This window comes from Kribbella lupini, from assembly GCF_039529595.1.
GTDB classification, from domain to species: Bacteria; Actinomycetota; Actinomycetes; order Propionibacteriales; family Kribbellaceae; genus Kribbella; species Kribbella lupini.
This window is the reverse complement of sequence record NZ_BAAANC010000001.1, coordinates 1,846,580-1,862,071: the sequence shown is the minus strand read 5'-3', so window position 1 is coordinate 1,862,071 and position 15,492 is coordinate 1,846,580. Positions and strand designations below refer to the sequence as shown.

Below are 15,492 nucleotides of genomic sequence, written 5' to 3'. Positions count from 1 at the left end.
GTCAGCCGTTGAACAGCTTCCACTGGCCCTCGGAGACCACCTCGACCGCGCCGTCGACCACCTTGAGGGCTGTCTCGTCGTCGATCGCGTACGTCGGCACCGGGATTCCGGACGCCCACTTCTCCATGTTCGCCAAGGTGGTGTCTTCCATGTCCGGGTGGTTGAGGTGCGGGTACAGCGTGAAGTCCACCAGCCCGAGCGACTTGTCGGCCGCCAGCGCCATCTCGTGCCCGTCGGGGACGAACTGCAGATCGAACTCGGCGTCACAGTTGTACGGCGTCAGCGCGATCGAGCCCGCACTCACCCCGACGTACACGGACTCCAGCGACGGCAGGAGATCGGCCAGGCCGGACTGACGCATCCAGTACGTCAGGTAGAGGACGTCGCCACCCCAGACCAACAAAGCGTCGGCCTCGCGGACCATCGGCACCCAGTTCTCCTCCCGGATGGTCGGCAGCGCGGTCAGCTCCAGCACGCCCAGCGACTTCCAGCCGAGGTCGACCACCCGATGGGCCCGGCTCCCGGTCATCGCGTCCCACGCGCTGACGGCACCGCCGGCGAACGGATAGATCCCGGTCGGCACGAACAACGCGTTCGACTCCGCGATCGGCTTGCCGAGCAGCTCGACAAGCGCGTCGGAGATGCTCCGGTTGGCGATCCCCGAGGACGTGAGAAGAAGTTTCATGCCGGCTCCCTCAGACTGACTTCCCGTGCCGGCAGCCTCTCACGTTCAGCCCTTCCACTCACGTCTGAGCAGGCCGTAGACGAACGAGTCGGAGACGTCGCCGTTCACCACACAGTCCTCGCGCAGCGTCCCCTCGTGCACGAACCCGAGCTTCTCCAGGACGCGGACGGACCCGCGGTTGCGGGTGTCGGCCTCCGCCTGGACGCGATTCAGGTCCAGGGTGTCGAACGCCCACTTCAGTACGGCGCCCGCGGCCTCGGTCGCGTACCCGTTGCCCCAGGACGCTTCGGTGTAGACGTAGCCCATCGACGCGCTGCGGAACTCCGGGTTGAACTGGCTCACGGTGCACCAGCCGATGAACGCGCCGTCGGACACCCGATCGACGGCCAGCCGTGCCCCGGTCCCGTCGACCTCCATCTGCCGGCAGGCCGCGATGAACTTCTCGGCGCGCGCCAGCTCGGTCCACGGCGGTGAGTCCCAGTACCGCAGTACGGCCGCATTGCTGTGCAACGCGAACAGCTCGCCCGCGTCGGCGTCGTCGAAGGGACGTAGCCGCAGCCGATCGGTGTGCAACGTGGGGGAGGGGAGTGCCATGCCCCAACCCAACACCGGCCGCGAAACGCCTGCAACGGCTTTCCTGGTGACCCCACGGTGATCTAGCGTCCGCGGCAACTTCGACACCTGGGGGATCGTCATGAAGGCCGACCACTACGACACGTTCGCCGAGAGCTACGCGCGGGAGAACGAGTCGAGTTTGTTCAACGCGTACTACGAGCGGCCCGCGGTCATCGGGCTCGCCGGAGACGTGGCCGGGCGCAACATTCTCGACGCCGGCTGCGGCGCGGGGCCGCTGTCGGCCGCGCTGCGCGAGCGAGGCGCACGAATCACCGCGTTCGACTCCAGCCAGGGGATGGTCGCGCTCGCCCAGGAGCGGCTGGGGCCGGACACCAGAGTGCTGCAGGCCGACCTGGCCGAGCCGTTGCCGTTCGGCACGGGGGAGTTCGACGACGTCGTGGCCTCCCTGGTGCTGCACTACCTCGAGGACTGGTCAGGCCCGCTGTCCGAGTTGCACCGCGTCCTGAAGCCGGGCGGCCGGCTGATCCTGTCGGTGAACCACCCGATCATCCGCGAAGTGGTCTACCCGCAGGACGACTACTTCGTGACGTCGCCGTACACGGAGGAGTACACCTTCGACGGCCACGCCGCCTCGCTGACGTTCTGGCACCGGCCGCTGCACGCGATGACCGACGCGTTCACCCGCGCGGGCTTCGCGATCTCGACGATCAGCGAGCCGCCGTTCGCGCCCGAGACGCCGCGCGAGCTGCTGCCGCCGGACCTGGGGGACCGGACGTCGTTCCTGTGCTTCCTCTTCTTCCTGCTCGAGGCGAAGCCGCTCACTCTCGCGTAAGCAGCGTTTCGAGGTGCGGCAGCCGAGCGAACAGCTCGGGAAGACCCCGTACGCCGTTGCGCACCGCCTCGTGCGACAGCTGGAGGTCGGGCCCGGTCTGCGCCTCGGCGCCGGCGAGACAGCGCAGCAAGTTCCACCGGGTGTGCCCGAGCCAGCCGCCGATCAGGTAGACGAACCAGCTGGGACCAGGCGGTGGGAGAGTCCCACCACCCGCGACGTACCCGTCGAGCACCGTGCGGAAGATCGCGGGCTCGACGTCGTCGAAGCCAGGTCCCTTCGCAAGACTCAGCGCGGTCGAGCCGAGCTCACCGGACAGGTCGAGCTTTCCGGACAGCTCCCAGTCGAGCAGGACCGGCCGGCCGTCGCGCGCGAGCAGGTTCCACGGCTGGATGTCCTTGTGGGTCAGGACCACGGGGCCGGGCCGCTCGCAGGTGTCGACGAACTGGGCGATCGCTTCGAACGTCTCCACGTGGGAAGCGAGTTCGGCGGCCCAGGGTTGCCCGGTCGTCGTCGCCCGGTCCGCGAGCTCGGGCCAGTCCCGCGCCACCGGTTCCTCGGTCGCGTCGTGGGGCCACTCGACGTCGAGCGCGTGGAGACGGGCGAGGATCTCACCGACCTCGAACGCGTACGCCGCCGACACCGGCGCCTCGGGGACCTTCTCGCCGTCGACCCACCGGTGGACGAGCGTCCGGTCGTCGTACAAGATCGGCTCGGGCATCGGGATACCGGCGGCGAAGGCGGTCTGTTCGAACCTGAACACGTCGTCGACGTGGTAGGTCCAGCGACGGTCGGCGAGATTCAGTTCCTTGATCGCGAACGACCCCAGGTCGGTGTCGAGCCGGTACATCCGGTTGGCGTAACCGCCGTGGACACGGACCATCGGCCCGACGGGCGTACCGAGCTGGGAGAGGGACACGGCAGACAACCTAACCAAGAACTCGATCGTTTCGTGCGCTCGAGGTCGATAGGTTGTTGCCTTGACTACCGATCCGGCACTGCTGAGAACGCTCGACGCCGCTGGTCTGCCGACCACCGGGCGTTTTCGTCCCAAGGCCGGCTGGGTCAGCCGCGTGTGGGTCGGCGACGAGTACGTCGTACGGCTGAGCAACGACAGACGGTTCCGCGACGCGTATCGCCACGAGGCCGCGGTCGTCGGCCTGCTCGCCGGTAGCGACGTGCCGCACGCCCGGCACCTCGCCCACGGCGACGGCCCGGACGGACCGTGGTACGTCTCCGAACGTCTGGCCGGTCGAAGCCTGCACGAAGCGTGGCCGGCGGGGGACCGGCGCACGCGCCAAGCAATCATCGAGAGCCTCGGCGCTGCGTTGCGCGCCCTGCACCAGGTACCTGTCCCGGCCGACCTGCTGCCGCCCTGGCTGGCCGACGCACTCGCCGGGGGGCCGTGGCCCGCGTTCCACCCACCGGTGGTGAGCGCGGCGCTCCAGCACGTCGAGGCTGTACGGCAGCTGCCCGGTCATGACGCGGGCCTGCTCGCGGAGGTCGCCGACTGGATCCAGGAGCGGCTACCGTTGTTCGCGGCCGACGAGCCCGCGCTCGTCCACGGTGATCTCCACGGATCCAACGTGATCGTCGACCAAGGACGCGTCACCGGTCTCATCGACTTCGCGGAGGCGTTGGCCCAGCCGGCGGATGCCGAGCTCGACACCATCCTGCGCTGGTGCGCGAGGGCACGAGAGTTCCCGCCGACACCCGATGGACGAGGGCTCGACGAGACGACACTGGCCGAAGTTCCCGGATGGCTGCACGGCGCGTATCCGGAGCTGTTCGAGCACGAGCAACTGCGCGAGCGGTTGAACTTCTACGACCTGTACGTGGAGCTCGCGCTGCACGCGCATCACCCCGAAGCCGCCGTCCGCGCAGCAGCGGAGCGCCGGATCATGCGTCTGCTGTCCGGCCACAACCACCTGGACGGCCTCCTCTGGTAGGGGGCCGGATCCGTGCTAGTTGACATAATGTCCATTATCGGCGCAATACGACGAGGCTCGGGAAGAGGCCTGCCAGGCTCAGCTGGTGTGCCGAACAGGTGTTCCAGGCGGGATGTTCGGTGAGTGTTGCGACCTGGTGCTGGTTGACGACGGCGACGACCGTGTCGGCGTGCTGCCAGGCGTTCAGGTACGGCGTCAGGTCGCCGATGGTCAGCCGGACGTTCCACGGCGGGTTCGTGAGGATTCTGTCAGCGGCGATCTGCGGGCGCTTGGCGTCGCCGAGTTGCCACTTGATGCCGGCGGCGTTTCTCTCAGCGGCTCTCAGAGAAGCCTCGGCGCGGTCGATGCCGACGTACTCGGCGTTCGGTTCGAGCTGCTGGGCCTCGATGAGTATCGTGCCGGCGCCGCAGAACGGATCCAGGACAACGTGGCTCGGTTCGATGCCGGCCAGATGAGCCATGGCGGCGGCTACTGGTGGGTGCAGGCTGCCTGGGACGGTGTGCTGTCGCCAGGGACGTCTGTGGAGTGGCGCCGGGAACGGCCGGACGCCGACGTGGACCGATTCGCCGTCGAGTACGACTCGCCAGTCGGTCCGGCGTTCTGGTGGCGTGCTCGTACGGCGTGAGTGATAGCGCGCGCCGGATCGTTCGCTGATGACGGCGCCCACGAGGTCTTCGACGTCGTACCGGTTGTAGGTGCGTTTTCCGGCGTACGACGCACTGACGGCAAATGGCGTTTGATGTGGCATTGGAATTTTGAGGTGTTTTCGGAGGTGTCCGGTGAGTGTTTTCAGAGCGGATTTCGTGTGGCCTGGATCGTCGACGGTCGCGCCGATCAGGAACAGGTCGTCGGCGAGTTTCGGAGGCTTGCTGACGATGGATTCGGCGGCTTCGACGACGAGTTGGCGCTTGGACAGGTTGATCACGCGGTGGCCGGCGGTGGTCAGTTCGGCGGCGGCCAGGTGCTCCAGACCCGTGACGGTGCGCACGAGAACCCTGGTGAAGGGCATGACGATTCTTCCCGGTAGCTGTCGGGATCGATCGAACGACCGGATCCCGCCTCGCTAGCCGCGGGCGACACGCCTCGAACTGGCCAGCGGAGAGCTAGCCCAGTCGGAAGAAACTGTACATACGGGCGATCCTGCCACAGGTGGTGCGGACGTCGCCCGGTATTTTCAGACGGTCCCCCAGGGGGTGGGTGGCACCCCTTCCGGACCTGTTCTGTCATGCATAATCACCATTATGCAGCAAATATAGTTGCTGAGAGCAAATAGTTGATCAGCTTGTCGCGTCTGTGACTCTTACCATTATTGTTCCGGCCCCGGGACTTTCTCCTCGGCGTGTAGTGAAAGTCCGGGGGCCGGTTGAGCAGCATGCACCTGATCTCCGGACTTGCCTCCTGCCTTTCCCGCTCCCCTCCCCCTGCCACCTGCGTGAAGTACGTTGAGCAGAAACCGCCGAAGCACCCGGAGGCACCGCGATGGACACGTCCGCCTACCTGAACACCGCCGTCGCGCAGACGCACACGTTCGCCGCGTGGGTGGACGGCCAGGACGCGGCCGCCCCGGTGCCGACCTGTCCGGAGTGGACGCTCGCAGATCTCGTCGACCACGTCGGCGCGACGCAGCGGATGGTGGCGGTGCTCGTCGCCGGCCAGTTGACCGATCCGAGCGAGGCCTTCGCCGCCTACGTGCCGGCGCCGACCGACTCGACGCAGTGGGGCGCCTGGCTGACCGGTACGGCGGCCGAGGCGAAGCAGGCGTTCGATGCGGCGGCCGAGGACACGCCGGTGTGGAATCCGAACGGCGGCGTCGACGGTGTGCCGTACTGGTCGCGCCGGCTGTTCGCTGAGGCCTGCGTGCATCGCGCGGACGCGGCCGCGGCGCTTGGTAGGTCGTACGAGTTGGCTCCCGAGCATGCTGCGGCGGCCGTCGAGGACTGGCTGGACACGATGACCTCGCCGACGTACTGGAAGGCGAAGCCGCACTACGCCGAGGCGATGCGCGGTGACGGCCAGACGCTGCACTTCCACACGACCGACGCGCCCGGGGAATGGGTGGCTCGCCGGGAGTCGGATCAGATCGTCCTGGAGCATGCCCACACGAAGGCGGACGTCGCCGTCCGCGGGCCGGCCGCTGATCTGCTGCTCGTGCTGAGCCGCCGTCGCCTGCTGGTGGATGCTCCTGCACTGGAGATCCACGGCGACCGGGCGTTGTTCGAGCACTGGGTCGAGCAGATGAACTGGACGACCGGCGCCTGAGCCGCAGCCCGGCATGTAGTTGCTTGCGGCAACTGAACGGAAAACTGTCGGTGGAGTCGGATAGAACTGGGCGCCATGAAGGTGCTCGAAGCTCAGGCCGCGTTCTTCGCCGCGCGGCGGCCGCGCAAGGACTCCCCGCACACCACTGACGCATACCGCCGCGACCTGGCCGGGATCACCGCGCTGCTGACCGACGACCCCGAACAGCTCGAAGTCGACGAACTGACAGCGTCGGCCCTGCGGACGGCGTTCGGAGCGTTCGCCGACGACCACGCGAAGAGTTCGGTACTGCGCGCGTGGTCGACGTGGAACCAGTTCCTCACCTTCTGCGTGTCCGACGGGCTGCTCGCGGGGAACCCGATGGGCGCGGTCGCGCGGCCGAAGACCCCTCCCCTGTCCCCCAAGCCGCTGCGCGGTGAGGACACTCCGGAGAGGCTGCTGAAGTCCGCCGCCGACGGCGACCGCCGCGCACGAGACCCGTGGCCGGAGCGGGACCTCCTGGTGATCGCCCTCGGCCTGGTCGCCGGCCTCCGCTCGGCCGAGATGCGCACGCTCACGGCGGACTCGTTGGCCGGACGCCCCGGCGAGATGCGCCTGCACGTCCACGGCAAAGGCAGCCGCGACCGATCCATCCCGGTCGAGCCGGTCATGGAACGCATCATCGAGGCCTACACCGACTCCTGCGAACGCCGCTTCCCCAGCCGCCGCATCACTCGCTCCACCAAGCTCCTGCTCAACCGCGCCGGCGACCCGATCGGCCGCGGCGGCCTCGAGTACCTGGTCAAGTCCTGCTACCGCTGGGCCGGCCTCCACGACCGGGTCCCCGTAGGCGCCAACCTCCACGCCCTCCGCCACACCTTCGCCACCCGCCTCGCCGAAGACGGCGCCACCGCCTCAGAAATCATGGCCCTCCTGGGCCACGCCAGCCTCGCCACCAGCCAGAACTACATAGAAGCCACCGGCCGAGAACGCCGAGCCGCCACCGCCAGCAACCGCACCTACCAAACCCTCGACAAAGTCCTCGACCCGTGAGACAGAATGCGTCTCATCGGCGACCTGACAGGACGCGGCGCCGGCAGTGACTGATCGATCTGGGACTTAGCCCCGGTCGTAGGGCTGGACCGCGTCCTTGCTGCCGCCGATCCGTACGTTCCGGAAGTCGGAGCGGAACGTCGCGCCCGGCTGGTAGTCCTTGTACATGCCGAACTTGACCCTGAACTCGTTCTTGAACGAGTCGTTCTTGCACCTGGAACGCGTCGCGTAGCCGAAGTACTCCTCGCGCTCGAAGAGCTTCTGCTCGCCGGTGGTAGCTCCCTTGTGCCAGACCGCGATACGCCCCTTCGGCGCGCCGGCGTGGTACGGCTCCACGTTGTACTTGATGACAAAGGAGTGCCACTCGCCGGCGACGATGGGCTGGGTCGCCATGGCCTTGTTGTACTCCTCTTCCATCCCCGGCTCCTCGCCCCGGCGCACGAACTGGAGGTTGTGCCCGTTGCCGGCACCGGACTGGATGCGGACGCCGCCGAACGGGTTCGCGGTGCACTGCCACAGCTGCAGCACGTACGCCCCGCTGCCCGTCACGTCGTCGACGCCCTCGGGGATGCGAATGTCGAACCCGACCCAGACGTTGGTGTGGAAGGGCAGGTCCCACCCCGTCGCCAACTCCGTGCGGTCCCGGAGGGTGTCACCGTTCGCGTCCTTCCAAGTGTTCTTGGCGGGGTCCTCGACGATGGCGCCGTCGTACTCGAAGTCCTTGTCCGTGCGGAACGTCAACGCCCGCGATTCCGCGGGCCCGGTGATCTGCGGTGCCTCGCCGGCTCCCTGACACTTGCCCTGGAAGAAGCCTGAGCCCTCCCTGAGGTTGCCGCCGGCGCCGATCTCCGGACTGCACCCGGCAGCGTTCTCGATCGTCCAGGTGCGGCCGGCGATCCCCGCCGAGTAGCTGGGGACCGCGGTTGCCGCAGCACTGGCGGGTTGCGGGTTCGTCACGGCGGCGAGACCCGCCGAGGCGCTCAGGGTCAATGCCGCGGTGAGGACCATCGTCTGTCGAGCACGTCGAGTTGGGGCGGGGATCTTCATGTGGGTCACTCCTTGGAGGTCGGGGTTCGTCGGATGGCTGCGATCGACGGAATTTCAGGGGCCGGGAGGTTTTGACTGCGCAGGGTTGCCGCGAGCGCTGTGAGACTCGGGGTCCGGTAGACGGCGGCGGCTTCGTCGGCCAGCCAGACAGCGGTTCGGTCGAGGTCCGAGGGCTGCCGGGGCCAGATCCATCGCCGGTCGTCGACGGCGTGGTCGGCCCAGAAGTGGAACGCTTCGCGGAGACTGCCGAAGCCAGGTTCGGCGGGCGCGTTCCACAGGTCGCGGCCTTCAGCAGCTGCGACCCGGCAGCAGACGGCGAAGGCTCGGAGACAGTAGATGGTGTAGAGCAGCGAGTCGGGACGAGCGAGTTCCTTCGGGAGCGCGCCGCCGGGAGCGATGTGACGCAGCCGGATGTCGAACCGGTCGAGGATCTTGGTGAGCGCGGTCCGGTCGTCGACGAACTGCAGGTAGCGCAGAACCTGCGCGTCCCACCAGACACCGTGGTTGTTGGTCATCTGTTGCTCCTGCCGGCCGAGTTCGCTGAGGCGCATCCAGTGGGTCAGCTCGGCGAACCAGTCCTGCAGGAGCGGGAGCCGTTCGGTGAATCGCCCGGCCTCCACCAGCAGGTCGACGTGATCCACGAGATCGGTCAGCAGTGTTGCCTCGATCTGCCCGATCGCCGCGCCGTCGTGACGGCCGGGCAGCGCGGCGGCGTGAGCGAAGTGGGGGCGCATCGCGGTCGCCGGGTCCAGGAACCAGCGGTCGAGACGTTCTTCCGCGGCGTCGGCGTAGCGTGCGTCGCCGGTGCGCAGGTGGGCCTGCACCAGTGTGTTGACGGCCGCGACCGTCTGCCGGAACCGCCGTTTGTCGTAGCGGTCGCTCCACGCGTCCGGGTTCCGCCGGCCGTCGATCCTGATGTACGGCAGACCGTCGGCCGACTTCGGATTCGGCCAGGAGTAGTTGCCGACCGAGTAGTAGTCGTGGGCGTCTCCGGCCCAGTCCGACGGCTCACGGTCGAGGATGGAGTACGGCCGTCCGGCCAGGAAGTAGTCGGCCTGGCGGACCAACTGACCACTCATTTGGGTGCCGCCTCGGAGAAGGCCTGCTGGTACTCGGCCCGGATCTTGTCGCCCCCGCCGTTGCGCCACTTGGTCACGGCCGCCTTCCAGCTCGACACGGGTGCGCGTCCGGCCAGGATGCCGTTGCGCGCATCGGTGAGGTCCTTGCCCAGCTGCAGACCCTTGGCCGCGTCGGTCTCGGAGTACAGGCCCTGGGTCGGGTCAGGGGCGAGGATCGGCAGCGCGGCCTCCTGGTAGTCGAACCGGGCCTGGGCGACATCGCGCCGGCCCGGGTCGTAGATCGCCAGGGTCGGTCCGCAGACGTACCCGAAGGGCACCAGTCGCACATTCTGCCCGCGCGAGTTCACGATCGGGTCGCTGCCCTTGAACTCGAACGTCTGCCCCTCGATCCCGAAGTTGCGCAGGAGGTACTCCGACGATCCGAACGGCGCGGCGAGCCAGTCGAGGACCCGGAGCACCTCGCGGACCCGGTCCGGTTCGGCCTGGGTGACCGCAGTGAACGCCTGAGCGGCACTCCCCCGAGGATGCACGGGCTTGCTCGCCGCGTCGTAGCCGAACATCGACACCGACCCGAGCTTGAAGCCGGGCACCTCGGCTCCCCACATCTCGTACTTGCTCCAGCCGGCGTACCCGCCGAAGACGATCGGGGTGGTCCCGTTGGTGAACCAGTCGTTGCGTTGGTTGTTGGACGCGACCAGGCCGTCCGGGTGGAAGACGCCGGCGTCGGCCAGCTCGCGGGTGTCGGCCAGTGCCTTCTCGTACTCCTCCAGTTCGATGTTGGAGGTGAACTTCCCGCCGTCCTCGATCCAGCTGCCGGGGATGCCCAGGGACGCGGCGATCATGGTCAGCGTGCTGCCCGGATCGCCGCAGGCCCAGCGGGACTTGCGCTCGTTGGTCAGCCCTTTCAGCAGCGCCTTGAACTCTGCGATGTCCTTGGGTTGCGCGGGCAGTCCGGTACCGGCGACCAGGTCGGCGCGGATCCAGGCGACCGACGGGATCGGTACCCGGGCGATCGGTACTCCCCAGAGGGCGTTGCCGTACACGGTCTTGCGCCACGAGTCGGTGGCCAGACCCGCCAGGTTCGGATAGTCCTTGACGGCATCGCCCGACAAGTACTCGGTCAAGTCGGTGAACTTTGCCTTCAGCAACGCGGGCAGCTGCTGCACCGAACCGTAGATCGACACCAGGTCGGGCAGATCCCCGCCGGCCACGGTCGTCGCGAACCGTTGGGCGTAGTCAGCCGCCGGTGCGTACGTGATGTCCAGCTTTCCACCCAGTCGCCGGTCGACCTCCTGCCACAGCGGATTGCCGGACTTGCCGGGTGCTACCGGGTCGAAGGTGTAGGTGAGTGCGGAGACCTGGCCACCCGACAGCGGAGGTGTACCGACCGCCGCAACCGGGTTCGGCGGGTACTCGAAGTACCCACTCATGCCGAGCGGGCTTGCGCTCTTCAACGCGGGTTCGGCGTTCCCGGCCCGGGCGAACGTCGGAAGGATGTCCGCTCCGATGCGGCCGGAGGTTCCCGTCGTCGTCTTGGCAGAGCATCCGAGAGCTGATCCGGCGGCACCGGCGACGGCCGCCGCGGACAGCCCTTTGAGCAACGTACGGCGCGACAACGCATCCATGGTCACGATTCCCTCCTCATGGCGGGCGTCCGGTCGATCAGCCTTTGACGGCACCGATCAGAAGTCCCTTGCTGAAGTGCTTCTGGATGAACGGGTAGATGATCAGGATCGGGATGACGGACATGACCAGAATCGCCATCTGGATCGAGGCCTGGGGTGGTAGCGACTCGGTCGACGCCGAGAGCTCGTCGGTACCGAGCGGTGTCTGGTTGACGACGAACGTTCGCAGGACCAGCTGCAGCGGCCACTTCTCCGGCGACGGCAGGTAGAGCAGGGCGGAGAAGAACGCGTTCCAGTAGGCGACGGCGTAGAACAAGCCGACCACCGCGACGACGGCCTTCGAGAGCGGCAGGACGATCAAGGTGAGAATCCGGAGTTCGCCGGCCCCGTCGATCTTCGCCGACTCCGTCAGCTCACCGGGAAGCTCGAGGAAGAAGGACCGCATCACGATCACGTTGAAGGCGTTGACCACCACCGGCAGGATCAACGCCGCCAGGTTGTCGATCAGGCCGAGCTGCTTGACGATCAGGTACATCGGGATCATGCCCGGGTTGAACAGAAGGGTGAACAGCGTCATCAGCAGGATGGGCTTGTGCAGCAGCGATCCCGGCCGCGACAGGGCGTACGCGAGCATGATGGTGCAGGCCAGGGACAGGACAGTGCCCACAGCGGTGACCGCGACCGACACGGTGAGGGCCCGCGTCACCACTCCTCCCGACAGAACGGCCCGGTACGCCGCGAGCGACGGCTCGCTGGTGAAGAGGACCAGTCCACCGCGCGCGCTGATGTCGCGTTGCGGCGCCAGACTCGTCATCACGACGGCGACGAACGGGACGATCACCGCGAGGCAGGCGACGGTCAGCAGTACGCCGCGCGCCGCGCTCGCCCAGCGCGGTTGCCGTCCCATCCAGGCGGGGCGATCGTCCGACGCCGGCTGCCGGTCGCGCCGGGCGCGGCGTTCCGCGGTGGTCTCGAGGAGTCCGGTCATTTCGAGTACACCCCCCGCTCCCCCATCGCGTGAGCGAGCCGGTTCGCCCCGAGGACGAGAACCACGCCGACGGCCCCCTTCACCAAGCCGACCGCGGCCGAGACACCCCAGTTCCCGCCGATGATCCCGTTGTTGTAGACGTAGGTGTCGAGCACTTCGGATGCCTGCGCGCCGACCGGACCCTGCTGCAGGAGGATCTGCTCGAAACCCACCGTGAGCGAATCACCCAGCCGCAGGATCAGCAGCAGCACGATCACGGGCCGGATCGCGGGCAGCGTGACGTGCCACAGCTGCCGTAGCGGGCCGGCCCGGTCGATCGCCGCCGCCTCGTACAGGTTCAGATCGACCTTGGAGAGCGCGGCCAGGAAGATGATGGTCGACCATCCGGTGTCCTTCCAGATCACCTGTGACGTGATCAGCAGTTTGAACAGCTCCGGTACGCCGATGATCTGGAAGGTTCCCAGGTCCGCGGACCGCAGCCACTCGTTCAGCATTCCGCCGTTGCCGAACATCTGCTGGAACAACGCCACGACGATGACCCAGGACAGGAAGTGCGGCAGGTAGAGGATCGACTGCGTCAGCCGCTTGGCCCGTTCGTTCAGCATCGAGTTGAGGACCAGAGCCAGCGCGATCGGGAGCGGGAACACGAACACCACCTGGACCATCGTGATGACCAGGGTGTTCACGAGCGCGTTGAGGAACTCCGGATCACCATTGAAGATGACCGAAAAGTTGCTCAGGCCAACGAAATCCGATCCGCTGATGCCGAGGAACGGCTGGTAGTCCTGGAAGGCGATCACGTTGCCCAGCAGCGGCAGGTAGTGGAACACCACCAGGACGACCACTCCCGGCACCGCGAGCACCAGCAGCACCCGGTCCCGGTGCCACCGGGTCGCGAGTTGCCCGCGGAGTCGAGGCTTGCGGGCGGCGGCAGGCGCGCCGGGATCCGTGCCGGCCGCCGACCGCACCTTGATCCCCGTCGACATCAGCGGTTCCTGCTGCCGACGGCAGCGATGGCGACCTCGACCATCCCCCGCACGCGTTCCTGCGCGCCGTCTCGTGTCTCGTGGGTGCGTTCGGCCGCGGCCGGCCGGTCGTCGACGATCTTCTGCAGGAGTTGCCCGGCCGCAGCGTCGGCCCCAGGTCCCAGCTCGATCAGCGGCAGGCCGAGATCGTTGTACATCTGGCCCTTGATCGTGTCGGTCGGCTGACGCAGGTAGAGCGACGGGACGCCTTCGGCCAACGCGATCAGCGGTGAGTGGCACTCCATGCTGACGACCGCGCCGGCTCGCCGGTACACCGCGGCCGCCTCGGTCAGGTCCCAGAACCGCGGCAGGATGTGGACCAGGCCGGCGACGTCGGCAGGGAACGTTCCTGCGAACTCGGCCTCGGCGACTTCCATCGCGTAGCTCATCTCCGGCACGACGAGCGCCGGTTCGCCAGTGGCTCGCACCCAGCCGATCACGGTCTGCCGCAGCACGTCCAGGTCGGACTTCAGATACCCCGCGTTGTAGGCCGACCGGCGGACGTCCTCGGCCGCGGGTGGGTAGTTCCGGATCTGGTGGTACGGCGTGAAACGCAGCCGCGGTACGACGCAGAGGAAGCGGCCGGGCCTCAAGCCGTACTCGGCGAAGACCGCTCGGCCGTCACTGTCGTCGACCACGTCGAACATCACGGTGGCGTCCGGACCGAACGCGATCGTCGGCGCGCCGAGTTCCTGGCCGGCCAGGAACCGCTCGGTCAACGAGTCCCGGCAGTAGACGAACGCGGCCGTGTCGAGCACCTCGCGCTCGAGTTCGGTGAGCAGGTCACCGTCGATCGCGCCGACCATGGTCGCCGCCCGGTCCAGCGTCGAGACGTACGGCCGGAGCGGATCCACTGTCACGCCGAAGATGCCGTGCGGCTTGCCGGTCCGTCGTCGCCACTCGGCGAGCTCCACCTTGGCGACGAGTGATGGTCCGGACCCGTGAACCAGTAGATCACCGTCGGCGAACAACCGTTCCAGCTCCGCAGTGAGCGGCTCGCCGGGCACGACCCGGTCCTCGACGATCTCGACGTCCGGGAAGTAGCGGTTGAGCATCTTCCGAACGTTCTCGTCGATGCTGCGGGCCCACAGCGTCAGCCTCGCCTCCGGTGCGTAGCGCTGAAAGGCCCGGAGCGCACCGGGCGTGTGCGCGACGTCTCCGATGTTGACGGTTTGCCAGCCGGAGACGAGAACGACGTGAACCATGTGGATTCCCTGTCCAGCCCATCCCGAGCAGTTGGTGGGCTTGCGGTCGATTCGGGGCTACGGCGAGCATCATGCCCGTGATTCATCGGTTAATCAAGACCCCAGGAAGCCGTCGGCAGTGTCCTCCGAGCAGCTGGAGGCTCAGCCGGCGTAGGGTGCCGTGGATCCTCGATCGATCAGTTTCGGCGCCGGCCGCGTCACCAGCGCCGACTGGACGCGGCGGCCGTCGATCATCCGGCGCAGGGTGGTGTAGGCGCGCATTCCGGCTTGCTGCACAGGCATGCGGACGGTGCTCGGCGCCGGTCGCAGGGCGTCGGCGATGGGCAGATCCTGGTACGCGACGATCGACAGGTCAGTGGGAATCCGCAGGCCGAGGTCGACGGCCGCCGCGATGGCTCCCGGTGCCGCGATGATGTTGTCGACGATCAGCGCCGACGGCGGCCGGGCCGAGCCGAGGAGCTCACGGGTGGCGGCCGCCAGATCCGGCGGCTCGTAGCCGACCTGCTTGATCAACGACTGGTCGAAGCCCACACCTGCGGCGCGCAACGCCGAGCGGTAGCCGTCGACCCGGGCACTGCTGGCGATCGGGACGACAGGGCCGCCGACCAGTGCGATGCGGCGGTGCCCGAGACCCAGCAGATGCCTCGTGGCCAGTCCGATCCCGGCCTCGTCGTCGATCCACACCGATACCGAGCCGTCAGGTCGCGGGTTCTGCAGAATCACGTACGGGATGGACCGCTTGGTGAGCTCCTCAGCGGTCTCGGTGCCCCATTGAGTGGACCGCAGCAACACCCCGTCGACCATGCCCGTGCCGACGATCCGGCTCATCAGGTGGCTGCCCGGCTCGATCCACAGCGCATCGGCCAGCAGCAGCACGTCACCGTGTTCCTCGGCGGCCGCGTGCATGCCACGAATCGCCAGTTCGAAGACCGGGTTCGCGATCTTCGGCACCACCGCTGCGATCACTCCCGATCGGGACAGTCGCAGCGACTGCGCGGCGTGGTTGACGCGATAGCCCGTGTCCTGGATCGCCTGCTCGACCCGCAGCCGGGTCGCCTCGCTCATCCGCACATTGCCGCGAGCCCCGGAGATCACCGCGGAGACCACGGCCGTGGACACCCCGGCCCGCTTCGCGACGTCCTTGATCGTGATCATGCGGTCAGCGTAACGAAATCCACTGTGGCCGGCTCCGG

15 protein-coding genes are annotated in these 15,492 nt (G+C 67.8%); 4 read left to right on the top strand and 11 right to left on the bottom strand.

Annotated features, from left to right (window positions below; all coding sequences use genetic code 11):
• Window position 1 precedes the first annotated feature (1 nt).
• Together ABD235_RS08535 and ABD235_RS08530 are read right to left on the bottom strand one after the other, a co-directional pair.
• Entirely contained in the window at window positions 2–685 is a 684-nt protein-coding gene (locus tag ABD235_RS08535; RefSeq protein ID WP_344171738.1) for a Type 1 glutamine amidotransferase-like domain-containing protein, read from the bottom strand.
• Window positions 686–730: 45 nt separating this feature from the next.
• On the bottom strand, window positions 731–1,279 hold the full coding sequence (locus ABD235_RS08530; RefSeq protein ID WP_344171736.1) for a GNAT family N-acetyltransferase: 549 nt from the start codon (window positions 1,277–1,279) through the stop codon (window positions 731–733).
• 100 nt (window positions 1,280–1,379) lie between these two features.
• Here ABD235_RS08530 and ABD235_RS08525 point away from each other — a divergent pair, with 100 nt between their 5' ends.
• Window positions 1,380–2,093, top strand: a complete 714-nt coding sequence (locus ABD235_RS08525) for a class I SAM-dependent methyltransferase (RefSeq protein WP_344171734.1) — start codon at window positions 1,380–1,382, stop codon at window positions 2,091–2,093.
• Here ABD235_RS08525 and ABD235_RS08520 read toward each other — a convergent pair.
• A complete protein-coding gene (locus tag ABD235_RS08520) occupies window positions 2,080–3,009 on the bottom strand; it encodes a phosphotransferase (protein WP_344171732.1) in 930 nt (309 codons plus the stop codon). The genes ABD235_RS08525 and ABD235_RS08520 overlap by 14 nt on opposite strands.
• A 61-nt stretch (window positions 3,010–3,070) precedes the next feature.
• Between ABD235_RS08520 and ABD235_RS08515 the strand changes: the two genes are divergently transcribed.
• The gene (locus ABD235_RS08515) at window positions 3,071–4,039 is read left to right on the top strand and encodes a phosphotransferase family protein (RefSeq protein WP_344171730.1); all 969 of its coding nucleotides are present in this window, start codon (window positions 3,071–3,073) and stop codon (window positions 4,037–4,039) included.
• A gap of 34 nt (window positions 4,040–4,073) precedes the next feature.
• On the opposite strand, the gene ABD235_RS08510 is transcribed toward ABD235_RS08515, so the two are convergent.
• Window positions 4,074–5,048, bottom strand: coding sequence for a TRM11 family SAM-dependent methyltransferase (locus ABD235_RS08510; RefSeq protein ID WP_344171728.1), 975 nt, complete (start codon window positions 5,046–5,048; stop codon window positions 4,074–4,076).
• A 470-nt stretch (window positions 5,049–5,518) separates the two neighbouring features.
• Between ABD235_RS08510 and ABD235_RS08505 the strand changes: the two genes are divergently transcribed.
• Window positions 5,519–6,298, top strand: a complete 780-nt coding sequence (locus ABD235_RS08505; protein WP_344171726.1) for a maleylpyruvate isomerase family mycothiol-dependent enzyme — start codon at window positions 5,519–5,521, stop codon at window positions 6,296–6,298.
• A 75-nt stretch (window positions 6,299–6,373) separates the two neighbouring features.
• A complete protein-coding gene (locus ABD235_RS08500) occupies window positions 6,374–7,330 on the top strand; it encodes a tyrosine-type recombinase/integrase (protein WP_344171724.1) in 957 nt (318 codons plus the stop codon).
• 66 nt (window positions 7,331–7,396) lie between these two features.
• Here ABD235_RS08500 and ABD235_RS08495 read toward each other — a convergent pair whose 3' ends face one another.
• The 7 genes from ABD235_RS08495 to ABD235_RS08465 all read right to left on the bottom strand — a co-directional run bounded on the left by ABD235_RS08495 (window position 7,397) and on the right by ABD235_RS08465 (window position 15,454).
• Window positions 7,397–8,377, bottom strand: coding sequence for a heparin lyase I family protein (locus tag ABD235_RS08495; protein WP_344171721.1), 981 nt, complete (start codon window positions 8,375–8,377; stop codon window positions 7,397–7,399).
• A 5-nt stretch (window positions 8,378–8,382) separates the two neighbouring features.
• A complete protein-coding gene (locus ABD235_RS08490) occupies window positions 8,383–9,456 on the bottom strand; it encodes an alginate lyase family protein (protein ID WP_344171719.1) in 1,074 nt (357 codons plus the stop codon).
• On the bottom strand, window positions 9,453–11,081 hold the full coding sequence (locus ABD235_RS08485) for an extracellular solute-binding protein (protein WP_344173693.1): 1,629 nt from the start codon (window positions 11,079–11,081) through the stop codon (window positions 9,453–9,455). Before ABD235_RS08485 ends, ABD235_RS08490 begins: the two co-directional genes overlap by 4 nt.
• A 37-nt stretch (window positions 11,082–11,118) precedes the next feature.
• Window positions 11,119–12,069: a carbohydrate ABC transporter permease gene (locus ABD235_RS08480; protein ID WP_344171717.1), complete on the bottom strand. Its 951-nt coding sequence runs from the start codon at window positions 12,067–12,069 to the stop codon at window positions 11,119–11,121.
• Complete coding sequence (locus tag ABD235_RS08475; RefSeq protein ID WP_344171715.1) at window positions 12,066–13,055, bottom strand: ABC transporter permease; 990 nt, start codon at window positions 13,053–13,055, stop codon at window positions 12,066–12,068. The genes ABD235_RS08480 and ABD235_RS08475 overlap by 4 nt, the downstream gene beginning before the upstream one ends.
• Entirely contained in the window at window positions 13,055–14,299 is a 1,245-nt protein-coding gene (locus ABD235_RS08470) for a polysaccharide pyruvyl transferase family protein (protein WP_344171713.1), read from the bottom strand. Before ABD235_RS08470 ends, ABD235_RS08475 begins: the two co-directional genes overlap by 1 nt.
• Window positions 14,300–14,440: 141 nt before the next feature.
• Window positions 14,441–15,454 (bottom strand): LacI family DNA-binding transcriptional regulator, encoded by a 1,014-nt coding sequence (locus ABD235_RS08465; protein WP_344171710.1) that lies wholly within the window; start codon window positions 15,452–15,454, stop codon window positions 14,441–14,443.
• Between the last annotated feature and the right edge of the window lie 38 nt (window positions 15,455–15,492).

Bases quoted from the DNA above. Each gene is read 5' to 3' on its own strand.
- ABD235_RS08535 (WP_344171738.1), bottom strand. From the start codon at position 685: ATGAAACTTCTTCTCACGTCCTCGGGGATCGCCAACCGGAGCATCTCC.
- ABD235_RS08530 (WP_344171736.1), bottom strand. From the start codon at position 1,279: ATGGCACTCCCCTCCCCCACGTTGCACACCGATCGGCTGCGGCTACGT.
- ABD235_RS08525 (WP_344171734.1), top strand. From the start codon at position 1,380: ATGAAGGCCGACCACTACGACACGTTCGCCGAGAGCTACGCGCGGGAG.
- ABD235_RS08510 (WP_344171728.1), bottom strand. From the start codon at position 5,048: ATGCCCTTCACCAGGGTTCTCGTGCGCACCGTCACGGGTCTGGAGCAC.
- ABD235_RS08505 (WP_344171726.1), top strand. From the start codon at position 5,519: ATGGACACGTCCGCCTACCTGAACACCGCCGTCGCGCAGACGCACACG.
- ABD235_RS08500 (WP_344171724.1), top strand. From the start codon at position 6,374: ATGAAGGTGCTCGAAGCTCAGGCCGCGTTCTTCGCCGCGCGGCGGCCG.
- ABD235_RS08495 (WP_344171721.1), bottom strand. From the start codon at position 8,377: ATGAAGATCCCCGCCCCAACTCGACGTGCTCGACAGACGATGGTCCTC.
- ABD235_RS08490 (WP_344171719.1), bottom strand. From the start codon at position 9,456: ATGAGTGGTCAGTTGGTCCGCCAGGCCGACTACTTCCTGGCCGGACGG.
- ABD235_RS08485 (WP_344173693.1), bottom strand. From the start codon at position 11,081: ATGGATGCGTTGTCGCGCCGTACGTTGCTCAAAGGGCTGTCCGCGGCG.
- ABD235_RS08480 (WP_344171717.1), bottom strand. From the start codon at position 12,069: ATGACCGGACTCCTCGAGACCACCGCGGAACGCCGCGCCCGGCGCGAC.
- ABD235_RS08475 (WP_344171715.1), bottom strand. From the start codon at position 13,055: ATGTCGACGGGGATCAAGGTGCGGTCGGCGGCCGGCACGGATCCCGGC.
- ABD235_RS08470 (WP_344171713.1), bottom strand. From the start codon at position 14,299: ATGGTTCACGTCGTTCTCGTCTCCGGCTGGCAAACCGTCAACATCGGA.
- ABD235_RS08465 (WP_344171710.1), bottom strand. From the start codon at position 15,454: ATGATCACGATCAAGGACGTCGCGAAGCGGGCCGGGGTGTCCACGGCC.